This is a genomic window from Chryseobacterium sp. UF-81 (assembly GCF_058245105.1).
In genome coordinates this window covers 205,391-224,850 of record NZ_JBSIBX010000002.1, presented here as the reverse complement: position 1 = coordinate 224,850, position 19,460 = coordinate 205,391, and the positions used below count along the sequence as shown (strand labels likewise).

The 19,460-nt window shown below is 35.4% G+C and carries 14 protein-coding genes; 2 read left to right on the top strand and 12 right to left on the bottom strand.

From position 1 onward, the window contains the following. Window positions 1-17 precede the first annotated feature (17 nt). Window positions 18-575: a hypothetical protein gene (locus AC4IFE_RS04050; RefSeq protein ID WP_490755100.1), complete on the bottom strand. Its 558-nt coding sequence runs from the start codon at window positions 573-575 to the stop codon at window positions 18-20. Between the two features lie 180 nt (window positions 576-755). Here AC4IFE_RS04050 and AC4IFE_RS04045 point away from each other — a divergent pair, with 180 nt between their 5' ends. Together AC4IFE_RS04045 and AC4IFE_RS04040 are read left to right on the top strand one after the other, a co-directional pair. Further along, window positions 756-1,754, top strand: coding sequence for a helix-turn-helix domain-containing protein (locus AC4IFE_RS04045; RefSeq protein ID WP_490755098.1), 999 nt, complete (start codon window positions 756-758; stop codon window positions 1,752-1,754). Window positions 1,755-1,795: 41 nt separating this feature from the next. Next, on the top strand, window positions 1,796-2,212 hold the full coding sequence (locus AC4IFE_RS04040) for a type II 3-dehydroquinate dehydratase (protein ID WP_490755097.1): 417 nt from the start codon (window positions 1,796-1,798) through the stop codon (window positions 2,210-2,212). Between the two features lie 96 nt (window positions 2,213-2,308). Here AC4IFE_RS04040 and pckA read toward each other — a convergent pair whose 3' ends face one another. The 11 genes from pckA to AC4IFE_RS03985 all read right to left on the bottom strand — a co-directional run bounded on the left by pckA (window position 2,309) and on the right by AC4IFE_RS03985 (window position 19,454). Continuing rightward, a complete protein-coding gene (gene pckA / locus AC4IFE_RS04035; protein ID WP_490755096.1) occupies window positions 2,309-3,928 on the bottom strand; it encodes a phosphoenolpyruvate carboxykinase (ATP) in 1,620 nt (539 codons plus the stop codon). 127 nt (window positions 3,929-4,055) lie between these two features. After that, window positions 4,056-4,961 (bottom strand): GYDIA family GHMP kinase, encoded by a 906-nt coding sequence (locus AC4IFE_RS04030; protein WP_490755094.1) that lies wholly within the window; start codon window positions 4,959-4,961, stop codon window positions 4,056-4,058. 11 nt (window positions 4,962-4,972) lie between these two features. Then, the gene (gene fabD, locus AC4IFE_RS04025; protein WP_490755093.1) at window positions 4,973-5,848 is read right to left on the bottom strand and encodes an ACP S-malonyltransferase; all 876 of its coding nucleotides are present in this window, start codon (window positions 5,846-5,848) and stop codon (window positions 4,973-4,975) included. 70 nt (window positions 5,849-5,918) lie between these two features. Continuing rightward, window positions 5,919-7,868, bottom strand: coding sequence for a LysM peptidoglycan-binding domain-containing protein (locus tag AC4IFE_RS04020; protein WP_490755092.1), 1,950 nt, complete (start codon window positions 7,866-7,868; stop codon window positions 5,919-5,921). Between the two features lie 38 nt (window positions 7,869-7,906). Continuing rightward, on the bottom strand, window positions 7,907-9,493 hold the full coding sequence (gene bshC / locus AC4IFE_RS04015; RefSeq protein ID WP_490755090.1) for a bacillithiol biosynthesis cysteine-adding enzyme BshC: 1,587 nt from the start codon (window positions 9,491-9,493) through the stop codon (window positions 7,907-7,909). Between the two features lie 13 nt (window positions 9,494-9,506). After that, on the bottom strand, window positions 9,507-11,444 hold the full coding sequence (locus AC4IFE_RS04010; protein WP_490755089.1) for a putative porin: 1,938 nt from the start codon (window positions 11,442-11,444) through the stop codon (window positions 9,507-9,509). 33 nt (window positions 11,445-11,477) lie between these two features. Next, window positions 11,478-12,167, bottom strand: coding sequence for a hypothetical protein (locus AC4IFE_RS04005; RefSeq protein WP_490755087.1), 690 nt, complete (start codon window positions 12,165-12,167; stop codon window positions 11,478-11,480). A 70-nt stretch (window positions 12,168-12,237) separates the two neighbouring features. After that, window positions 12,238-13,620 (bottom strand): RagB/SusD family nutrient uptake outer membrane protein, encoded by a 1,383-nt coding sequence (locus AC4IFE_RS04000; protein ID WP_490755085.1) that lies wholly within the window; start codon window positions 13,618-13,620, stop codon window positions 12,238-12,240. A 20-nt stretch (window positions 13,621-13,640) separates the two neighbouring features. After that, window positions 13,641-16,475: a SusC/RagA family TonB-linked outer membrane protein gene (locus AC4IFE_RS03995; RefSeq protein ID WP_490755083.1), complete on the bottom strand. Its 2,835-nt coding sequence runs from the start codon at window positions 16,473-16,475 to the stop codon at window positions 13,641-13,643. Window positions 16,476-17,050: 575 nt separating this feature from the next. After that, window positions 17,051-17,878 carry a hypothetical protein gene (locus tag AC4IFE_RS03990; protein ID WP_490755082.1) on the bottom strand — a complete coding sequence of 276 codons (828 nt, stop codon included), beginning with the start codon at window positions 17,876-17,878 and terminating at the stop codon, window positions 17,051-17,053. Between the two features lie 25 nt (window positions 17,879-17,903). Next, window positions 17,904-19,454 (bottom strand): RagB/SusD family nutrient uptake outer membrane protein, encoded by a 1,551-nt coding sequence (locus AC4IFE_RS03985; RefSeq protein WP_490755081.1) that lies wholly within the window; start codon window positions 19,452-19,454, stop codon window positions 17,904-17,906. Window positions 19,455-19,460 lie beyond the last annotated feature (6 nt).

Sequence of the window (19,460 nt, the reverse complement as noted above, 5' to 3'; positions counted from 1 at the left end):
TATGAAAACTTTACATTTTAGATAATCGGGGGAGGCCTGATATAAGAAATTCTATTTTTAAATAAAGTATTTTTACAGCTTTCAAATATTTTTATCAGTCTCTTCTTTTCAAAAAATAATTTAAAAACTGTCTGATTCGGGACAATCATGAAATTTGATTTATACTGACCATCAGTTATTCCTTTTAATTCCTCAGATAACCAGATCAGAAATTTCTTTTGAGTATCTTTATCTGCTATTTTAATTTTAATTTCAAAGGCATCTTTAGCGTTTTCTTTTTTATCCAAATCTTCTCTTTGTGTTTTCCTTTGTTGCCTTCTTAAAGGATTTTTTCTGTGAGTTTTAGAAGTATTTTTACTTATTTTCTTTCGTTCAATCTTAAGCTCTGCATTTTTTATTTTTTCAATTCCATAAATGATAGTTCCTTTTGCAATAAAAACTGTAGATATTTTCGCGTTTTTTTCAATACTTTTGTTTTCACTTGAATCTCTCCTCATTTTAGCCTGCATAAAAAGAAATGTCAGCAACACAAAAGTGCACAACATTATTTTTTTTATTAAAAGAGGGGTATTCATTTGAAATATTTTTTTGATATGATTCCTTTTGCAAAGTTATTTCTATAGGTAAATCAAAAAAATGATGAATAAATGAGAATCTTGAAAATGATTTAAACTTAATTATTTAACTGAAAATCAAATAATTAAATAAAACATTTATAAGAATTGATTGATATTCTCTGAAATAAACTGACATAAATGCTTGAATTAAACACAAAATATACACAAATAGAAAAATTAAAGCATGAATTGATGGATAGATATGTAATCCTAATGATTCTTATCTTAGGAACTTATGCTGTTATCTTTACTTTCTTTATTCAGGACAAAATAATGCCTTGGTATTTAATTGGTGGAATAGCTTTTACCAGTTACAGTTATTCGCTTGCACGAAAAAAATACCCTATAACTCTGATTATACATTTATATTTAATATTTGCCCCTCTATACAATTTTTATATTATGCTTGCCTTCTGGAATAATTCTGTAGCAAGTTTTTGTTGGCTAATGCCCATTCCTTTGGGAGCTTATATCTTTTTTTCCAGCAGAATGGTATTGAGCTATACAGCATATACCTTACTAATGATTATTCTGGTTTATATTATTGCCAATAATTTTTCTTTTAGCTTCCCGCAGCACTCTCAAAAGGAAGTCATATTTACAGATACCATTCTAATTATTTCTAATGTTTTAGTAGTTGCCTTATTAATTTATTATAAAGATAAGATCAGGAAACTGGAAATCTTATCACAGTTTGAGCAAACCGGAACAAGGAAATCTCAAAAATACAAGGCCAATACTATTGAAATACATTCAGAAGATACCGATATTGACATTGAAAGTATGGAAAAACTCTTCAACCGGATAGAAACATGTATGACTGAAAACATGCTCTTTAAAGATGAAAAATTTAATCTTTCAAAGCTGAGTGTGGCATTAGACGTCAACAGTACTTATATATCCAAAGCCATCCGTTATAAAGGATATCCTAATTTCAACAACTATCTGAATGTTTATAGAATTAACTATGTAAAAAAACTATTCACCGAAATTGATTTCCAAAAAACCACATTAATGTATGTTTATACCGAAGCAGGATTTTCTAATCAATCTACATTTAACAGGGTTTTTAAACAAATAGAAGGAATTACCCCCTCAGAATATTTCCAGAAAAACCTCAAAAATAATCGTGAATAGTACTCTGTAGAAAATTATTTATCTTTGGATAAATTTTTTTAATGAAAATTCTTATCCTTAACGGTCCGAACCTTAATTTACTGGGAACAAGAGAACCTGAAATCTATGGAAATATTTCTATGGAGGATTATTTGGAAAAACTAAAATCTGAATTTCCCTCCAATGAACTAAAATATTACCAGTCCAATATTGAAGGAGAAATTATTAACCGTCTTCAGGAAGATGATTTTGATGCCCTGGTGATCAATCCAGGTGCGTATACTCACTATTCCTATGCTATTGCAGACTGTTTAAAGAATATACGAAAGCCTAAAATCGAAGTGCATATTAGTAACATTTATAAAAGAGAAGAATTCCGTCAGAAGTCTGTAACGGCAGCCCATACGGATGCAGTGTTATCGGGCTTTGGAATGGACGGGTACAGGTTGGCGATTTTAAGCTTAAAAACGGTAAGCTAATAAGTACTTTAATACTTTTAAAAATGCTGAGCTATGCTGAAGCATCTAAATATATATAAAATAAAAATCCTCATCAATTGATGAGGATTTTTATATTTAGTTGGTTGTCTGTTCTTGCAATTGAGGTCCGGAAGCAATAAGCTTTTTACCTTCTTCTGTATTACAATACTGTTCAAAGTTTTTAATATATCTTGTAGCAAGATCTTTTGCTTTTTCTTCCCATTCTGAAGCATTGCTGTACGTTTCTCTTGGATCTAAGATTCCTTCGGAAACATTCGGAAGCTGTGTAGGAATTTCAAGGTTCATAATCGGAACCCGAGTTTTAGGAGCATTTTCGATAGACCCGTCAATGATTGCATCGATGATCGCTCTTGTATCTTTCAAAGAAATTCTCTTTCCCGTTCCGTTCCATCCGGTATTTACTAAATAGGCTTTGGCACCATGCTCCTTCATTTTACCAATCAGTGTTTTAGAATACATTGTCGGGTGAAGGGTAAGAAATGCCTCTCCGAATGCAGGAGAGAAAGATGGTTCAGGTTCAGTAATTCCTCTTTCTGTACCGGCAAGTTTGGAAGTATATCCACAAAGGAAGTGGTATTGTGCCTGGTTCTCATCTAAGATAGAAACCGGAGGCAATACTCCGAATGCATCAGCAGAAAGGTAAACAATCTTTTTAGCATGCCCTGCCTTAGAAGGAAGAACGATTTTGTTGATATGATAAATCGGGTAAGATACTCTTGTATTTTCAGTGATAGATCCGTCGGTATAATCTGCGATTCCGTTGTTTACCACTACGTTTTCAAGAAGCGCATCTCTTTTGATCGCTCTGAAAATGTCCGGTTCTTTTTCTGCTGAAAGGTCAATTACTTTAGCATAACATCCTCCTTCATAGTTAAATACACCATTATTATCCCAACCGTGCTCATCGTCACCGATCAGGAATCTTTTAGGATCTGCAGATAAAGTTGTTTTTCCGGTTCCGGAAAGGCCAAAGAAAAGAGCTACATCACCGTCTTCACCTACGTTGGCAGAACAGTGCATAGAAGCCATTCCTTTCAGTGGAAGGTAATAGTTCATCATAGCAAACATCCCCTTCTTCATTTCACCTCCGTACCATGTACCTCCGATGATCTGTAGTTTTTCAGTAAGATTAAACATGATGAAGTTCTCAGAATTCAGTCCCTGGGCTTCCCAGTTCGGGTTGGTAGTTTTAGAACCGTTGATTACTGTGAAATCCGGCTCTCCGAAGTTTTCAAGCTCATAGTGAGAAGGACGGATAAACATATTAGTAACGAAATGCGCCTGCCACGCTACTTCAACGATAAATCTTACTTTTAGTCTGGTATCTGTGTTGGTACCACAAAAAGCATCAACAACATAGATTTTTTTAGCTTCAGAAAGCTGGTTTAGCACTAATCCTTTACAAGAATCAAAATTTTCCGCTGTAGTCGGAAGGTTTACTTTCCCATCCCAAAAAATTGTATCTCTTGTAACATCATCCTGAACTATGTATCTGTCTTTAGGTGAACGACCTGTGAAAATTCCGGTTTTTACTGATACTGCACCAGATTCTGTAAGTTCAGCTTTCTCAAAGCCTTGATTTTCAGGAGCTACCTCAGCCTGATATAACTCTTCGTAAGACGGGTTATAGACGACTTCATAATTCCCTTTAATCCCTAATTTTTCTAAATCCTGGATGATTTTAGCGTGTTTCATTTTACTTATATTTTCTATTTCTTTATTGGGCTCAACAAAATTAATATTAATTATTTGTTAAAGGTGGTTTAAATATAATGATATAAGTCAGAATGACAAATAAAAAAACAGGATTGTAAATTACTGATTATAAATTAATTATATCAGACCATTCAAAAACAGTATTGAAACCTTTTCCCCAAAAATAGTCCTCATAGCCGTGAAATTTGGCACTCATCACAAAATCTCCTCCCCATGCTCCCAGACTTTTAACAAAAACGGGACAGTCTGCGAAAAATTTTTCTTTAACTGTGGGTATTTCAAGGAATTTTGAAATTTTTTGCTCATGAATCATCATCAATTGAGAAAAATTTTCCAATTCTCTACATAACAAAACTTTTTTTGTGATATCCGAAAATTCATCAATAAGGATTTGTGATTTCGGCTTCGACTTGTAAAAACGGATTCCTTCCCGGCTGTCCTGTTTCTGATTTAAATGAATAAAAATCAGCTCATTTTTGAATGGTGGATTAAAATCTGCTTTCTCATAACTGATTTCAGGTTTACTGCGGAAAAGAACAGCTGACTTTTCTTTTGCCACTGCAATATCATAGCCGCTTCCTCCCAGACTCATGCTGTTAAGATGGAAAGGATCAATAGCCGCCCACTCTGCAAGGTTGCTCATTAGAGTAGAGCTGCTGCCCAGTCCGTAATCTGCAGGAAACTGAAGGTTAGTCTTCAGATGATAAGTAAAACTGCTTTTGAATTTGGATTCAGAAAGCTGCTGAACATTTTTTAAGGTTTTTAGAATAAATTCAGCGCCTGAGGGAATATTGGTTTCCAGGATCTGCCAGTTCTTATAATCAATGACAGCCTTCAGCCATAATTTGTTTTGATGATGGGCTTCCCAAAAGATCAGGGACTTTTTATCATCTTCTTCATCAAAAAAAAACTCTTGTCCAGGCTTGGTAGGTACCGCCAGGACAAGAGCTCCGTCTATCGCGAAATATTCTGAAGTAAGCATAAGCTTTCCCGGTGAAAATATTCCGCTCATATTTTTTTTAATTAGATTGCAGAAGCAACATCTACAGAAGCATCAATTTTCTTGATCAGTCCCTGAAGAGTTTTTCCCGGACCAACTTCCACAAAATTAGAGGCTCCGTCTTTGATCATATTCTGAACAGACTGTGTCCATTTTACAGGACCTGTAAGCTGAGCGATCAGGTTTTGTTTGATCTCCTCAGGATTAATCACTGCGGTAGTGGTAATATTCTGATATACCGGAATAGTTGCTTTTCTGAATTTTGTTTTTTCAATCGCAGCTGCCAGTCTTTCCTGCGCCGGCTGCATTAGCGGAGAGTGGAATGCTCCGTTTACAGGAAGCAACAATGCTCTTTTTGCTCCCGCTTCTTTAAGCTTTGCGCAAGCTTCTTCTACTGCAGGTGTTTCTCCTGAAATTACCAATTGTCCGGGACAGTTATAATTGGCAGGCACCACAATACCGCTGATTTGCGCACAGATCTCTTCAACTTTAGCGTCTTCAAGACCTAAAATTGCAGCCATAGAGCTTGGATTGGCATCACAGGCTTCCTGCATTGCTTTTGCTCTTTCAAATACTAATTTCAGGCCGTCATCAAAGGACAAAACTCCATTGGCTACTAAGGCTGAAAATTCCCCTAAAGAGTGTCCTGCAACCATTTCGGCTCCAAGACCGTTCACTGCTTTTAAAGCAGCTACTGAATGTATAAAGATAGAAGGCTGGGTAACCTCTGTTTTCTTAAGATCTCCATCCGTACCGTTGAACATCAAGGAAAGAATATCGAAACCTAAAATTTCATTGGCAGATTCCATTAAGTCCTTTATGTCTTTTCTAGAATCGTACAATTCTTTTCCCATTCCTACGAACTGAGAACCCTGCCCAGGAAATACAAGTGCTTTCATGTATTGAATTAAATATTATGCAAATATAAAGATAATGTTAAAAATATCCTTTTAAAAAGGCATAAATCGGTTAAGGAACTAGTCTTATCACTCGGTATCCGGTGTTTACGTAAGCCCCGTTTGCTTTAGATTTTACAAACTCAAACTTGGTAGCAAGCTGGGTCTGAACTTTATTCATCTGTTTAAAGATCTCTCCTTTTTTATTTTCTCTGGTCAGCATGTCATTTACAACATCAAAACCTACGATGGCATATTTTGGAGGTACTTTGCAGTATTTACTTTTATAAGCGGCTAAGATTTCTTTCTCAAAACTACCGTCAGCATTGATCTTTCTGTCCATCAGGTACACAAGGCTTGCCTGGCTCAGCTCATCTACTTTCTTCTCGAAAACCGGAGAGTAATACATACTGAATGCTTTTACTCCCTGTACTTCTTTGGAAAGAGCAATGGTTTTATTGGCAAATGCTTCTCCGACAGCGTCATTATCGCTGGCCAGAATTGCAATAACCGGAGCAGACTGCCCTGTCATCATATTCTTATCCAACTGAATTTCTGAAGGAGAATTCACAATAATTATATTTGGATTTTTAACTGCTTTTTCAAGACCTCCTTTGATGTAGTTTGCAATTTCTTTTTTGCTGTCTGCCACTACATAGATTTTCTGATCCGAATATACCGCTTTTACTTCTTCAACAATTTTATCTGCATAAGTCTGGTCATTGGTTTCCACGATGATCAGGTTATTATAATTGTAGAGTTCGGGAGAGTTCGCAAAAGGTGCTACAACCGGAATTTTCTGGTTTTTGGTAAAATCAAGAACGTCAATCACATTCGATTTAAAGAATGGGCCGATGATCAGGTCTGTATTATCAGGATTGATCTGGGTCATTGAGTTTTTAAATGAGGCTTCGTTTCCTGAATCCACAATTTTAATATCAAGCTTCTGCCCGCCTCTTGCATTTCTTTCAATAGCCAGTTTAGCCCCGGTAAGGAAATCCAGCGCCATTGATCTGTACTGGGTTTCGTTGGTACTGTATCCGAAAGGAAGCATCAAAACAACGCTTAATGCGTCACCGCTTTTCTTCACATAAGCCGGATCCTGCTTTTTGATCTTTAAGATCATTCCTGCTTTCAGTCCTTTGGAAAGATCAGGATTCAGAGCGATCAGTTCATCGATTGAAACTCCGAATTTATTCAAAATAGAGAATACAGTATCTCCTTGTTGAACGGTATAGGTAACGTAATCGTCAGCCACAGCAGTTACATCTGCTGTTGTAGATTTTTCGTTTCCTGAATCTATTTTTGTTTTCGAATTTACGGGTTCGGAAACTACAGCTGCATCCGTATTCGTTCTTTTTATTCTGATGGTTTCGCCGGGCTTAAGACCTTTTTCTTCCAATCCTGGATTTAAAGCAAAAAGTTCCTGCTGGCTGACTCCAAACTGTTTTGTAATTCTGTAATAATTATCTTTTGACTGGATTACATAATCTTCTCCTTCTGCAGGTGTTGCTACAGCTGCGGATGTTTCTGTATGAGTTTCTGCAGACTTAGTAACTACAGCCGCAGAAACTGCCTGTTGTTCTCCGCCATATTTTTTGATGCTATCGAGAGGCAATGTGATCTCGTCCCCTATTTTCATATGGGTATCAAGTTCAGGATTCAGTTTTCTTAAATCCGTTTCAGAAATACGGTATTGTTTTGTAATTCCGTAAATCGTTTGTTTAGGCTGAAGTATAATTTTTCCGACCTGAGCATTTGCATGACCGGGTTTTGCTTTTTCTACGACTGCAGGCTTGGAAGCCGGAACAGTATGCTTTTCAGCTTTTACCATAACCACGTCTCCTATGGCCAGCTTACCGTCTTTGAATTTTGGGTTCAGCTTTAACAGTTCATCTACAGTAATCCCGTATTTCTTTGCAATATTATAAGGATTGTCTCCTTTTACAACGGTGTGAGAGTTCTGGGCAGACACTCCCAAAACCATACATAAACTGGACAAAATAAAAAACCTCTTTATCATACTCGATAATTATAATTTACAAAAATACTTCTTTAAAATTAAATGGCAACAATTATTAATTTGGATTCTTGAACCACCATTTCTTCCCAACAATTTTCAAGCCATGAATAGCCATAGTCTGAAAAGAATACGCTGAAATTATAGACTCTCTCCTGCCATGTTTTTGAAGGATGAACATCTAAAAACAGGTTTTCCAGTCTTTCGAGCAGTTCGCCCTGCTTTATTTTTTCTGCATGCAGAAGGCGCTTTTTCATTCTCTTAAATGATTTCAGCTGTCTCACTTCTTCTGCTTTTACCATATTCCCGAAAGATCGTTCTGTTGTTTCTGCTATTAATTTCAGTTCGGAGAAGCTTTTCTCTAAAAGTATTTCTTTTTCTTCAAGTAATGATAATAAATTGCTGTCTTTTAAAATTTTCTGGTTGGTAATTGCCGTAAAGTTTCCAAAGAAGTCCTCGATATTAAGATTCAGTTTTTCAATTTTCCCAACAGTTTTTTCTTTAATGAAAAGCATGGAGTTCCTTGGGATCAAAACAGGAAAAGGAATATTAACTGATGCAAAATAATCCTTAAGTTCCAGCCAGTACATGATCTCGGCATTTCCTCCGATGTAGGCTAAGTTGGGAAGTACTTTTTCCTGATAAACCGGACGCATTAAAGCATTCGGGCTGAATTTTTCAGGATGGTTTTCCAGCTCTTGAAGTATTTCTTCCCGGCTAAATATTTTATCTGTATCTACTGCAATATATTTTTCTCCGTCAAAATCGATCCTGTCTCTTGTTTCAGAAAGATAAAAAAGATTGATATCACGCGGATTGACCTGTACTTTTCCATATTTTCCTGTCAGAAAACCTACTTTCTCTTTTGAGTTTTTCTGTAAGCTGAAATTCAGCAGTTCATCTTTGAAAATATCTTTGATCTGGCTTTTAAGCTCTTTGGAATCACCATCAATGATCAACAGTCCAAATTCAGAAAAAAGCCTGTTTACCAAAATTTTAATAGCCTCCGTCAGTGTATTCCCAGATTTATAGGCTTCTTTCATCATCAAAATCAGCTCTGTACCGAATACGGAATCTTTAAATTCTTTTTCAAATTCAGAAATAAAGAATGTATCGCTGATCGTAATCCTGCCTACCGGCCCACCGGATTTCTCGTTGATTTCGTAATAATTAGGTTCTGTTTTGAAATGGTTGATCTCTGCAAAATCATGATCTTCCGATGCCATCCAATATACAGGAACAAAATTAAAATCCGGGAAATTTTCCTTCAGATAAGTACATGTTTTAATGGTCTGTAAAATTTTATAGACAAAGAAAACAGGTCCGGAAAACAGATTTAGCTGATGTCCGGTAGTTATAGTAAATGTATTGGGTGACCTGAGGTTTTCCAGATTCTCTTTCTGTTTTGAAGAAAGGGTAAGTTCTAAAAGTTGCTTTTCCAGCACATCGGATAAGATACTTCTCTGACCCTGCGTAAAAGAGTCCTGTTTGAGATGAATCTGATCTTTAAAGTGGTCTAAAGAAAAGGTATTTTTTTCAAAGCCTTCAATTTTCTGATTCAGGAAATCTTTTACCAGTTGTGGAATGCTTTCTATATCATTAAATGATATTTTATTTATTGTTTTCAACGCTGTTTTGTTTTTAGTTGAACAAATACCACACAATACCAATATTCAATCTGAAATCGTAAACCGGATAATGTGGAAATGCGTAGGCTTTATTGTTGGAAATTACCGTTCCTATCTGCTGGCCTTCTACGTAGAAGAACATTTTTTTAACCTTCATGTTAATATACAGATCTACAATAGGCTGCCCTCCGATAGAGAATGAATTTGCATCTGGCAGAATATATTCGTTTAAAATCGGGAAGTAATCTCTTGAGGCAAATTTCGAGAAATAATAGACTTTCAGACCTGCCTGAATTTCCGCGGCCTTTTTAAATGCCTGGCTTTGGAAGAAGAAATTGGCTCTTCCTATGAAACCTGGCATCGGAAGCAGCTCTTTATTCGTCAAGGCATTTTGGAAATGGAGTCTTGTATTCAGGTGGAATTTCCCATAACTGAATGTAGCATCTCCACCAATCTGGGAAATGTTCAGCGAGTTACTGCTTTGTTCCGGCGCTCCATCAGCATTGAAATAAGTATAATTATCTATTCTGAAATAGTTGGCAAAAATTTCTGTTTTGAACCATTTCAGGTTAACACTTCCCCCAATCTCTGTTACCGTCTGGTTTTTGGCGTCTTCAAGATAATAATTGTATTTGTTGTAAACGGAAGTATTTAAAAGGTAGTTAAATGATGGGTAAGCACTCTGGAAATTCACTTTTGCATTCACAAAATAATCTTTTACCGGCTCAAATTTTATGTTGTTGGCTGTTCTAAGATAGCTCCCAAACTGGCTTCCGTTGGAGAATTCCAAGAAAGATTTCAGCTGGAACTTATCCCAAAGTTTTACCTGAAGATTTCCAACGGCTCCAATCCTATTTTCTTTAAATTCACCGGGAAGAGCTATACCATTTACTGTAGCAATATCTCTCACTCCAAATTTCAGCATCTGATAACGTACCCCACCATCAAGCTTGAATTTTTCATTATTGAAAACAAGGCTTAATGTATTGCTGAAGTTGTCTGAATATTTTTTTGTGGTAAGAGGAAAGCCGTTAGTTAATTCTGAAACATTATCATACCAGTAGGGTTCTACTGCTCCCTGATTGTAAAAATATTTATTACCCTGATGAGACAGGGTATGCCTTATGCTGAATGGAAATTTTTCTGAATTGAACGGTGTAAACTGATGACTCAGATAATATCTTCTGTATGAGTACTGAGAACTGGATGAAGCCAGATTAACCTGAGCATTTTGCCTGTTCTTATAGTTGCTGTCACCATTCTGGAAAAGATCATCTTCTGTGATCCCCCCACTTTCCTGGTTGTTTACATTCTGGTGAAGATAATGAGCAAACAATTCATAATTTCCACTTTTGGAAACGTAATGTCCCGAAAATAAAGTGTTGTTATTAGATGCTAATGAATTTCTGTAAAACCCCTGGGAACGGAGTCCCATATATTCAAGGGCAAAATTGAATCTCTTCCCAATATTCTGGGTATAGGTAGACTTCAATGCAGCTCCGTTCTTCATAGCCGTATGGTAAATGAAAGCAGCTGTAGGTGTTTTTACATCATAATATTTTACGTCATCAGCTCCGATGATCATGTATGATTTGTTGGAAGGAAGTAAGGCCAGGTTCTGCTCCGGATTCACTTCATACACCAAAGGATTGAATCCTGCACCTATATTGGCCACCTGAGCTCTCCCAAAGTTTTCTGTATTATTGTACTGCGAAAAAATATGGGTCTTATCAAACGTCAGCACAGTATCAAAAATCTTCTTTTCGGAAAATTGGGTCTGATACTGATAATCGTTAATAGTAGGTTTAAAGATTTTGAGTGAATCTTTTTTCCCGGTGTCTATGACAAGAGTGTCTTCTTCTTTTTGCGGGCTTTTAATATCTGTTTTATTAACGACCTGGGCTTTAACATTAAAGCAAACGAAGATGATTATGATAAAAAAATATCTCATTGTAACATTTAAGCTACAAAAATATAAAATCTGCTACAATGTATTCATATAAGTTACCAGTTTAATTAAATCAGCTTCTGATTTAAAATTAATATGTTGTTCTTTGATGAATTTCTCCACTTCGTCTGATTTCACTGAAAAATCATTTAAAAGATCCTTCTTGTTTTTAGCCATTTTTGTAAAAGCTCCGCTTTTTCTTATGATATAAATGTCTTTTTCTTTGGCATAGTAGTCATTTCTATCTTTCGTCATCCCATTAGGGCTCTTTTCTCCTTTTAACAGTTCTATCTTTTCTCTTTTATATAAAGAGTATTTCTCAGGGTTGTTTACCAATTGTACGAGATACCCAAATTTATCTTTTCCTTCTAAATTATAGTTTAGACATTCATATATTTTGCCATCAACAAATTTTATAATTTGTCCGTTTTCTTTATTGGCAGCATAGGTATCTTTTCCATTAAGAAATTCCATTTCATCACTAAAAGCATTATAGCGAAGATCCGGAACATTATTCGAATACCCTGAAATCTTTACTTTTTTAAAGCTATCACCATTCATATATGGACTACCATCTCTTACTTCTGTATCACCAATTAATTTTCTTTCTTCAAAAGGAAGCCTCTGAGTATTATTGGTACTTATGCTTCCATTTTTGTTGGCGCTCTGTGCAAAAGAGAATAAACTAAATCCTACAAATAACAGAGTCATATTAAATTTATTCATAATTATCTAATTTTAAACATTCAATATAAAAAAAAGCCTGCATACACAGGCTTTTTTTGTTAAGTTTTTCTTAGTTATCGTAACCAGGGTTAGATTTTACAAGGGTTCCGGCAACATCTGTTTCTACTCTAGGAATAGGAAAAGCTGTCAGAAGAGGGTTTGTACTAGCACCTGAAGGTCTTGGTACAGGATCTCCCCATCTCAATAAATCCCACAGTCTCAATCCTTCTCCAACCAATTCTTTAGCTCTTTCAAGCTTCAGGTCAGCCATAGTAACAGTTCCTGCAGCAGGAAGACCTCTGTTTACAAGAATCATATTATAATATTGAAGGGCTTTAGCAGCACTACCTCCATTAAGTTCAGCTTCAACACCATTCAGAATAACCTCTTCATATCTTACGATCTTGATATTATCAGTTCCCTCCAGGTTTGGATATTTTCCGTTAAGATAATACTCTTCATCAAACTGGATCATTGAAGGATGTCTTCTAATATCATTTGCATCATACTCAGCAAATAAATCTTCACTCACTACAGTATTAGAATATCCGTTATAATTAAACATGTATCCCCATGAATCGGTACTGTTTGATCCTGCAACTCCTACAGCAAGCTCAAAAATGCTGTTATTTTGTTGTGGAAACTTCCAAGAGCTAACATATGAAGATGTTGGAATAACATTAAATTCGTTAGAAGCTACAATATCATTAACAAGCGTTCTTACTTTAGCATAATCTCCTTTGTAAAGATAATATCTGCTCATTAAAGCTTTAACAGCATTAATAGTTACATCTACAGATCCGGACGAACCTTCACCAAAACTACTACTGTTAGCCTCCATCATAGCAAGTCCTGCATTAAAATCTGATTCAATCTGAGCTTCATTTTGAGCAATTGTTCCTCTTGCCTGCATAGCCTTAGGGTCATACTTTAAAGGAGTTACAATACCCAGAGTTCCCCCTGTATATTTCTGACCATAAAGTTTTAGTAGGTCAAAAAAGAAAAATGCTCTCATAGCATATGCCTGACCAATATGGTACTTTACTGCTTCTTTTTCGTCTACTGTTCCTTTAATACCATTAGGATCCGTACCAATCAGAATGTTAGCTTTAGCAACAGCTGTATAGATCTGTCTGTATGTATCTCTTGCGTAAGCATCAGCTGATGTCATGGTATAGTTATTTACTGTATTGTAATATCCCGCAGCACCATTACTATACATTTCATCTGATCTTACTTCTGCAAATAATCCATAATCTCTTCCGTAATAACTAGGAGCTCTCATTGAAGTATACATCCCTCTTGCGAAAGACTCTACTTCAGTTAAACTTGTTAAAGGCGCCTGTTCTACATCTTGATAAAATTTTGTTTCTACGAAATCATCGCTACAAGAAACTGCAGCTATTGATACTCCGACTGCAACGACAGCAGCTTTTAGAATATTTATTTTCATAATATCTTTTTATTTATTTATTAAAAACCAATATTAACACCGATGCTGTATGTTCTCATAATTGGTAAATTCAGGTCAGACGTTCCGTCTAAGTTAATTTCCGGATCCAGTTTAAGTCTCTTATCGAATGTATGTGTCCACATATTAGTACCCATAACAAAGATTTGTACTGAGTTAAGCCCTGAACCGTTTAGGAAATCTTTTGTAAATGTATATGAAAGTCTTGCATTACTTAATCTCAAGTAATCACTGTCATATAAGAATCTGGTAGAAGCCTGATTAGCACGCTTGTTTCCAAGACCAAAAATAGGTTTTGGATTAGCAGCACCAGTATTAGTTGGTGTCCAGTAATCCAGCTGATCTGCATATCCAGAATAGTTGGCTGTATACTGTCCATCACTCATTGTATAGTTGGCCCAGTTATCATAGATTTTACCTCCGAAACCATAAGTTAACTGTGCATCAAGTCCGATTCCTTTGTAAGACATATTGATGTTACCACCACCAAATATTTTACTTAAGAAACTTCCTTGAACAGCCTGTTTAGCTGTATTATAATTATTGGTAGTTTCTCCGTCAACACCATTGATATACCAAAGCGGATCTCCATTTGAAGGATCTACTCCAGCCCACTTTCTCAAGTACCATGTTCTTGCACCTTCTCCTACTCTTACTGTCTGTAATGCTGTGTTCACATCTCCTCCATATAATGAAGTAATTTCGTTATGTAAAGTACTTAAATTTGCTCCGATGGTTAAATTAAATTGGTCTCTGTCTCCTTTGAAAATATCTGCATTTACAGCAAATTCGAAACCTCTGTTAACAAGTGTCCCGATATTGTCAACATAGCTTGCAAGACCTTGAGCTGATGATAACGGAATGTTATAAATCAAATCTTCTGTCTTCTTGTTATAATAATCTGCAGAAACAGTCAATCTGTTTTTGAAGAATCCGAAATCAAATCCTACGTTGAAAGGCTTAATAGTTTCCCATTTCAGGTTAGGATTGTATATTCCAGAATAAGAAGCTGCAGCCAGATCGTTGTAATTTGTTGAGTAAGCATATAATGCGTAAGGGATAGCAGTAACCTGGTTACCTACTTTACCATAAGAAGCTCTGAATTTCAAGGTAGAGATTGCATCTATATTCTTCATAAAGTCAAGTCTTGCAAGGTCAACTCCCAAACCGGCTGACCAAAAGTCTCCTCCTTTCTGTCCAGGTGTAAAACGTGACAATACGTCTCTTCTGTATGATAGATCTAATAAAACTAACTTATCGAAGTCATAGTGACCTGTTAATGCATAACCATATCTGCTTGTTTCAACTCTTGTTCCTGCAATTGACTGCATTTTCACAAAGTTGGTAATTGTTCTAAGGCTTAAAGATCCTACGGATGATGCTGATGCAGTAAGGTCTCTGAAATCAGATTTATATGCTTCCTGAATTGCTGAGAAATCAAAATTATGTTTGTCTGCTAATCTAAAGTTATAACTTAAGATATTCTGAACGTTAAAGTTAAAATATCTTCTTGATCCTGCAATATTTAATCCATTATAGTTCGTACCATCACCATGTACCGGACTTCTGTATTCATCCTCTTCAAGTGTAATGTATTCAGGAGCAAAAACGAATCTGTATTTTAAGTTTTTAAGAATATCGTATTCAGCATACATATTACCAAAGATTCTCGCTGTTTTTCCTACCTGCGAATTTAAATCAAGTAAAGCTGCAGTATTGAATAACCCATTGGACATTCTTCCGTTTCCTCCCCAATAATATGTTCCATCTGCATTACGTACCGGATCGGTAGGTCTTAAGAAATATTCACTTAGAATAGGGTTCGCAAATCCTCCCCCGTTTGCAAGTGTACTGATTTTACTGTAAGAAAACTGTAAGTTGGTCCCGAATCTGAATTTATCTGTCGCTTTTACATCTATTTTATTGGTAAAAGTCAATCTGTTAAAATAAGAATTCTTTACAATACTGTTTTGGTCGAAATAGTTAATGGAATTGTAGTAAGAAATTTGTTCATTTCCTCCGGACATACTAATGTCGGCACCCTGTACATAAGCGCCTCCATTATGGGATAATTCTTTTCTCCAGTCTGTATCTCCTCCTAATCTGTAAATCGCGGCCACTCCGGAACCTGCATTCCCATTTCTCAGATAATTTGTTGCAGCCTCAACAGTTCCAAGAGAAGGTAGTCTGTTTAATAACTGGTTTGCAACAAGATTCTGATATTCTGATGCATTCAATCCTCTATGTCCTTCAACAGCTCTGTCACTTACACCATGATTAAAGCTAACACTAAATCTAGGTTTTCCTTTTTTACCTGATTTAGTTGTAATAATGATAACACCGGCACCGGCATCCGCTCCATACACTGCAGTAGAAACCGCATCTTTAAGAACAGTTACACTTTCAATGTCATCAGGGTTCATGTTTGCAAGGATATTCGCAGTAACACTATTTCCTGAAAGGTCACCCGAAGAAACTCTTACACCATCAACAATGTAAATAGGAGAAACACCTCCATTAATGGAAGCTACCCCTCTTACTCTTACAGAAGCAAAACCTCCAGGCTGTCCTGAAGATGAACCGGTCTGAACACCAGTTACTCTACCCTGTAACATTTTATCAACCGACGCAACAGGAATATCTTCAATAGCTTTTGCTTTCATTGTAGATGTAGAACCTGTAATTTCTGAAACAGCTTTTTTCTGTCCGAATCCAACCATTACTACCTCATCAATCTGAGTAGTAGATGCTGTGTCCTTTTTCGTCGTTTGTGCAAAAGCCACCTGTCCTAAGAAAAACAGAGCTCCAGCACTTAATACACGTAGTTTAACATTCATATTAACAAATTTTAATATATTTAATTCGCAAATATGTTAATAAATATTAAAACTCACAAGTATTCCTATGAGATAACCTATAGCTTCATTTAGTATGAGCCCTTTAATTATTTTATTGAATAATGAAGATTAAGCAATAATATTCCGCTTTATTTGTAAAAATTATATTTTTTCCACGCCTGTTATTTTTTTTAACAAATTATTACCATTACAAAAAAAATTATTTAGAAGCAATATAAATTATATTTTTGGAAATGTAATTTATATTTTTAACATCATTTTAAAATTAAGAAATAGTAAAAAAATACATTAAAACACTCAATATCAAATAATTATAAAAAAATAAAGTATTATATTGACCTTATCTTTTCAAAAACTCACTTATAAATATTTCTACAAAAAACATTATAAAATTTATATATTTAACCTTATTGCCATGAAAAAGAAATAAAATCATCCTGTAATTTATTGCCACAAAATATAATATATCAGCCTTAAATGAATTTAACTTCTAAATGTGCAATAAAAAATATTAACCCTTGCTAAAATAAGCAGGGGTTAATATTATCGTTGTATTATTGACCTGTAAATACTTCATCATAATTTCCATAGCTTCCAAGTGATCCACCCGTAGCAGGATTTTTAACAAAATAATTAACACGAAGTTTTAATATTCTCGTGCACGCATTAAATGATGATTTAGTTCCATCAGTTGCATCCTTAACATAATTTACACCTCCATTTGCACTAGAACCTAAACTTTGTTCAGGTGTTGTTATAGCATAAGTGTCTGGATTATATTTTAAAGTAAGATCACTACCATCATCCATAAAACCAATAACCTTGAATGTGCCTGTACCATTTGTAACTCCTAAATCCTGAATAGTATAAACCGCATTAGGATTCTCCACCCAACTTGATACATTGTTTTTAAACTGTCCATTTCCAACGAATGAAGAAGTAGGACAAGATTTAGTATAAGTTAAAGTATAAGTTTGATCAAATGTTGCATTAGCGACTGATGCAGACTGTAATTTAAACACAATTACTTTAGGATCCACAGTAGCTCCAGCTTCAAGCAGCTTTACCTGAAATTGTCCGTCAATTTTACCTCCCTCAACTGTCAGATTTTGATTTACAATTTGAAAATCAGTACCTTCTACAGCCGTTGAAACACTTGTGTCCACCAACAACTTTACCTGTGCTGCACCTGAGAGTGCATGAATTGTCCCGAAATCAATGCCTACTGTAGTAGGGCCAGACCCCATTTTCACGATTGCTTCTCCTCTTACTCCTTTATTGAAATGTAAAAACGGTTGACCATCATAAACCTGAGTCTCATCTTTACAACTATTTAGGAAGAAAACAACGAATGCCAATATTAAAAATGCAATTTTTTTCATAGATTCTTTATATTATTATTAATAATTAATAACCTGTATTTTGTTGAATATTAGGGTTTGCATTAATCTCATCCAATGGAATAGGTAATGTAAATCTATAGTCACTCGCAGGTAATGTAAGCGGCATACTCTTATTGTCATCATCATACACATCTCTATCAACACCAACACCGGCAGCTACACCCATTCTTTTTAAATCCACATAACGATGCCCTTCGAAACATAATTCTCTTCTTCTCTCCAAAAGAATATCTGCATATGCCTGTTGAGCAGTTGTGTAAGTAATGGCAGCAACTGTTCCATTTTTAGATCTTGCTTTTCTTACTTTACTAATATTACTTGCTGCCGTAGGCAGGTCTCCCTGATGCACAGCAACTTCAGCTAAAATAAAGTGCATTTCAGATAATCTAAACATTTTAATATCATTTCTCAACTGCATAGTAGCACTTGCCAAAGGAGCAGGTTTCCCTGGATATTTGTTAATAACAATTACATCATCTTCTCTTGCATTTGCACCAGTTGGATAGAATCCATCAAATGTGCTTGATGGGTCTACAAATACATCACGTCTCACATCTCCTCCTGCTATCTGTCCATTAATAACAGAAAATAGCTTTCTACTCATATCAAAATTCACAGAACCATTGATATCCGTAGAATTTGTAGTCCATAAATTTGCAATATTAGACCAGCTGCCCGTAGAACTATTAGGTCTGTATAAAGACCATAAAATTTCACCTCTTCCATTTGTTGTTGCATCTGCCCACATACTAGAATATGCTGTACCTGTCCCAACTGTTAAAACTAGCCCACTGGTATTAATAGCTTCCGTAGCATTAAGTTTTGCATTAACATCGTCACCTCTGTAATTATAATATCTAGCAGCAATAGCATTAATGGTAGCTTTTTTATCAAGATAATTCTGAGCAGGAACACCAGTTCCAGCAGCAACACTACTTGTATTATAATTGGTAAGCGCATACTGCAAATCCGAATCAATCAAAGCATAAATATCAGAGTTTTTAACTCTTGGCAATTTAGTCGTAAAGATGTCTGCGGGTGTAGTACTAAGCATTACTCCCAGAGCGTTTACATCTTTCATATTTGGAGAAAAATATGACTCTAAAGTGATGTAAGCTAATGCTCTCAATGTTCTTGCATGAACTAAAATATTAGTATACAAGGCTTTATCATTAGTAGAAAGAGCATTATAATTAATTAATGTACTCCCTTGTAAAAGAATATTCACTTTATTGATCGTGTTATAATTACTCACCCAAATACCAGAAACCTGGCTTGTTGTAGAGTTCAAAACAAATCTATGTGTTAAAATATCAGAAGTACTTACACTACTTGGGCCAAATCCAACTTCATCTGTAAAAAGCGAAGTAAAAAAAATTTCATTTACTGGATTTACAGCCGGATAAACACTCCCATTAAGAAATTTCTGCATATCTTCTACTGAACGAAATGCAACATCAGCATCATTAATCTCTCCATCCTGAACAATTTCCAGTGCATCATTACATGACATCAGCACCAGAAAAAACGATAATATATAAAATACTTTTTTCATTTTAAT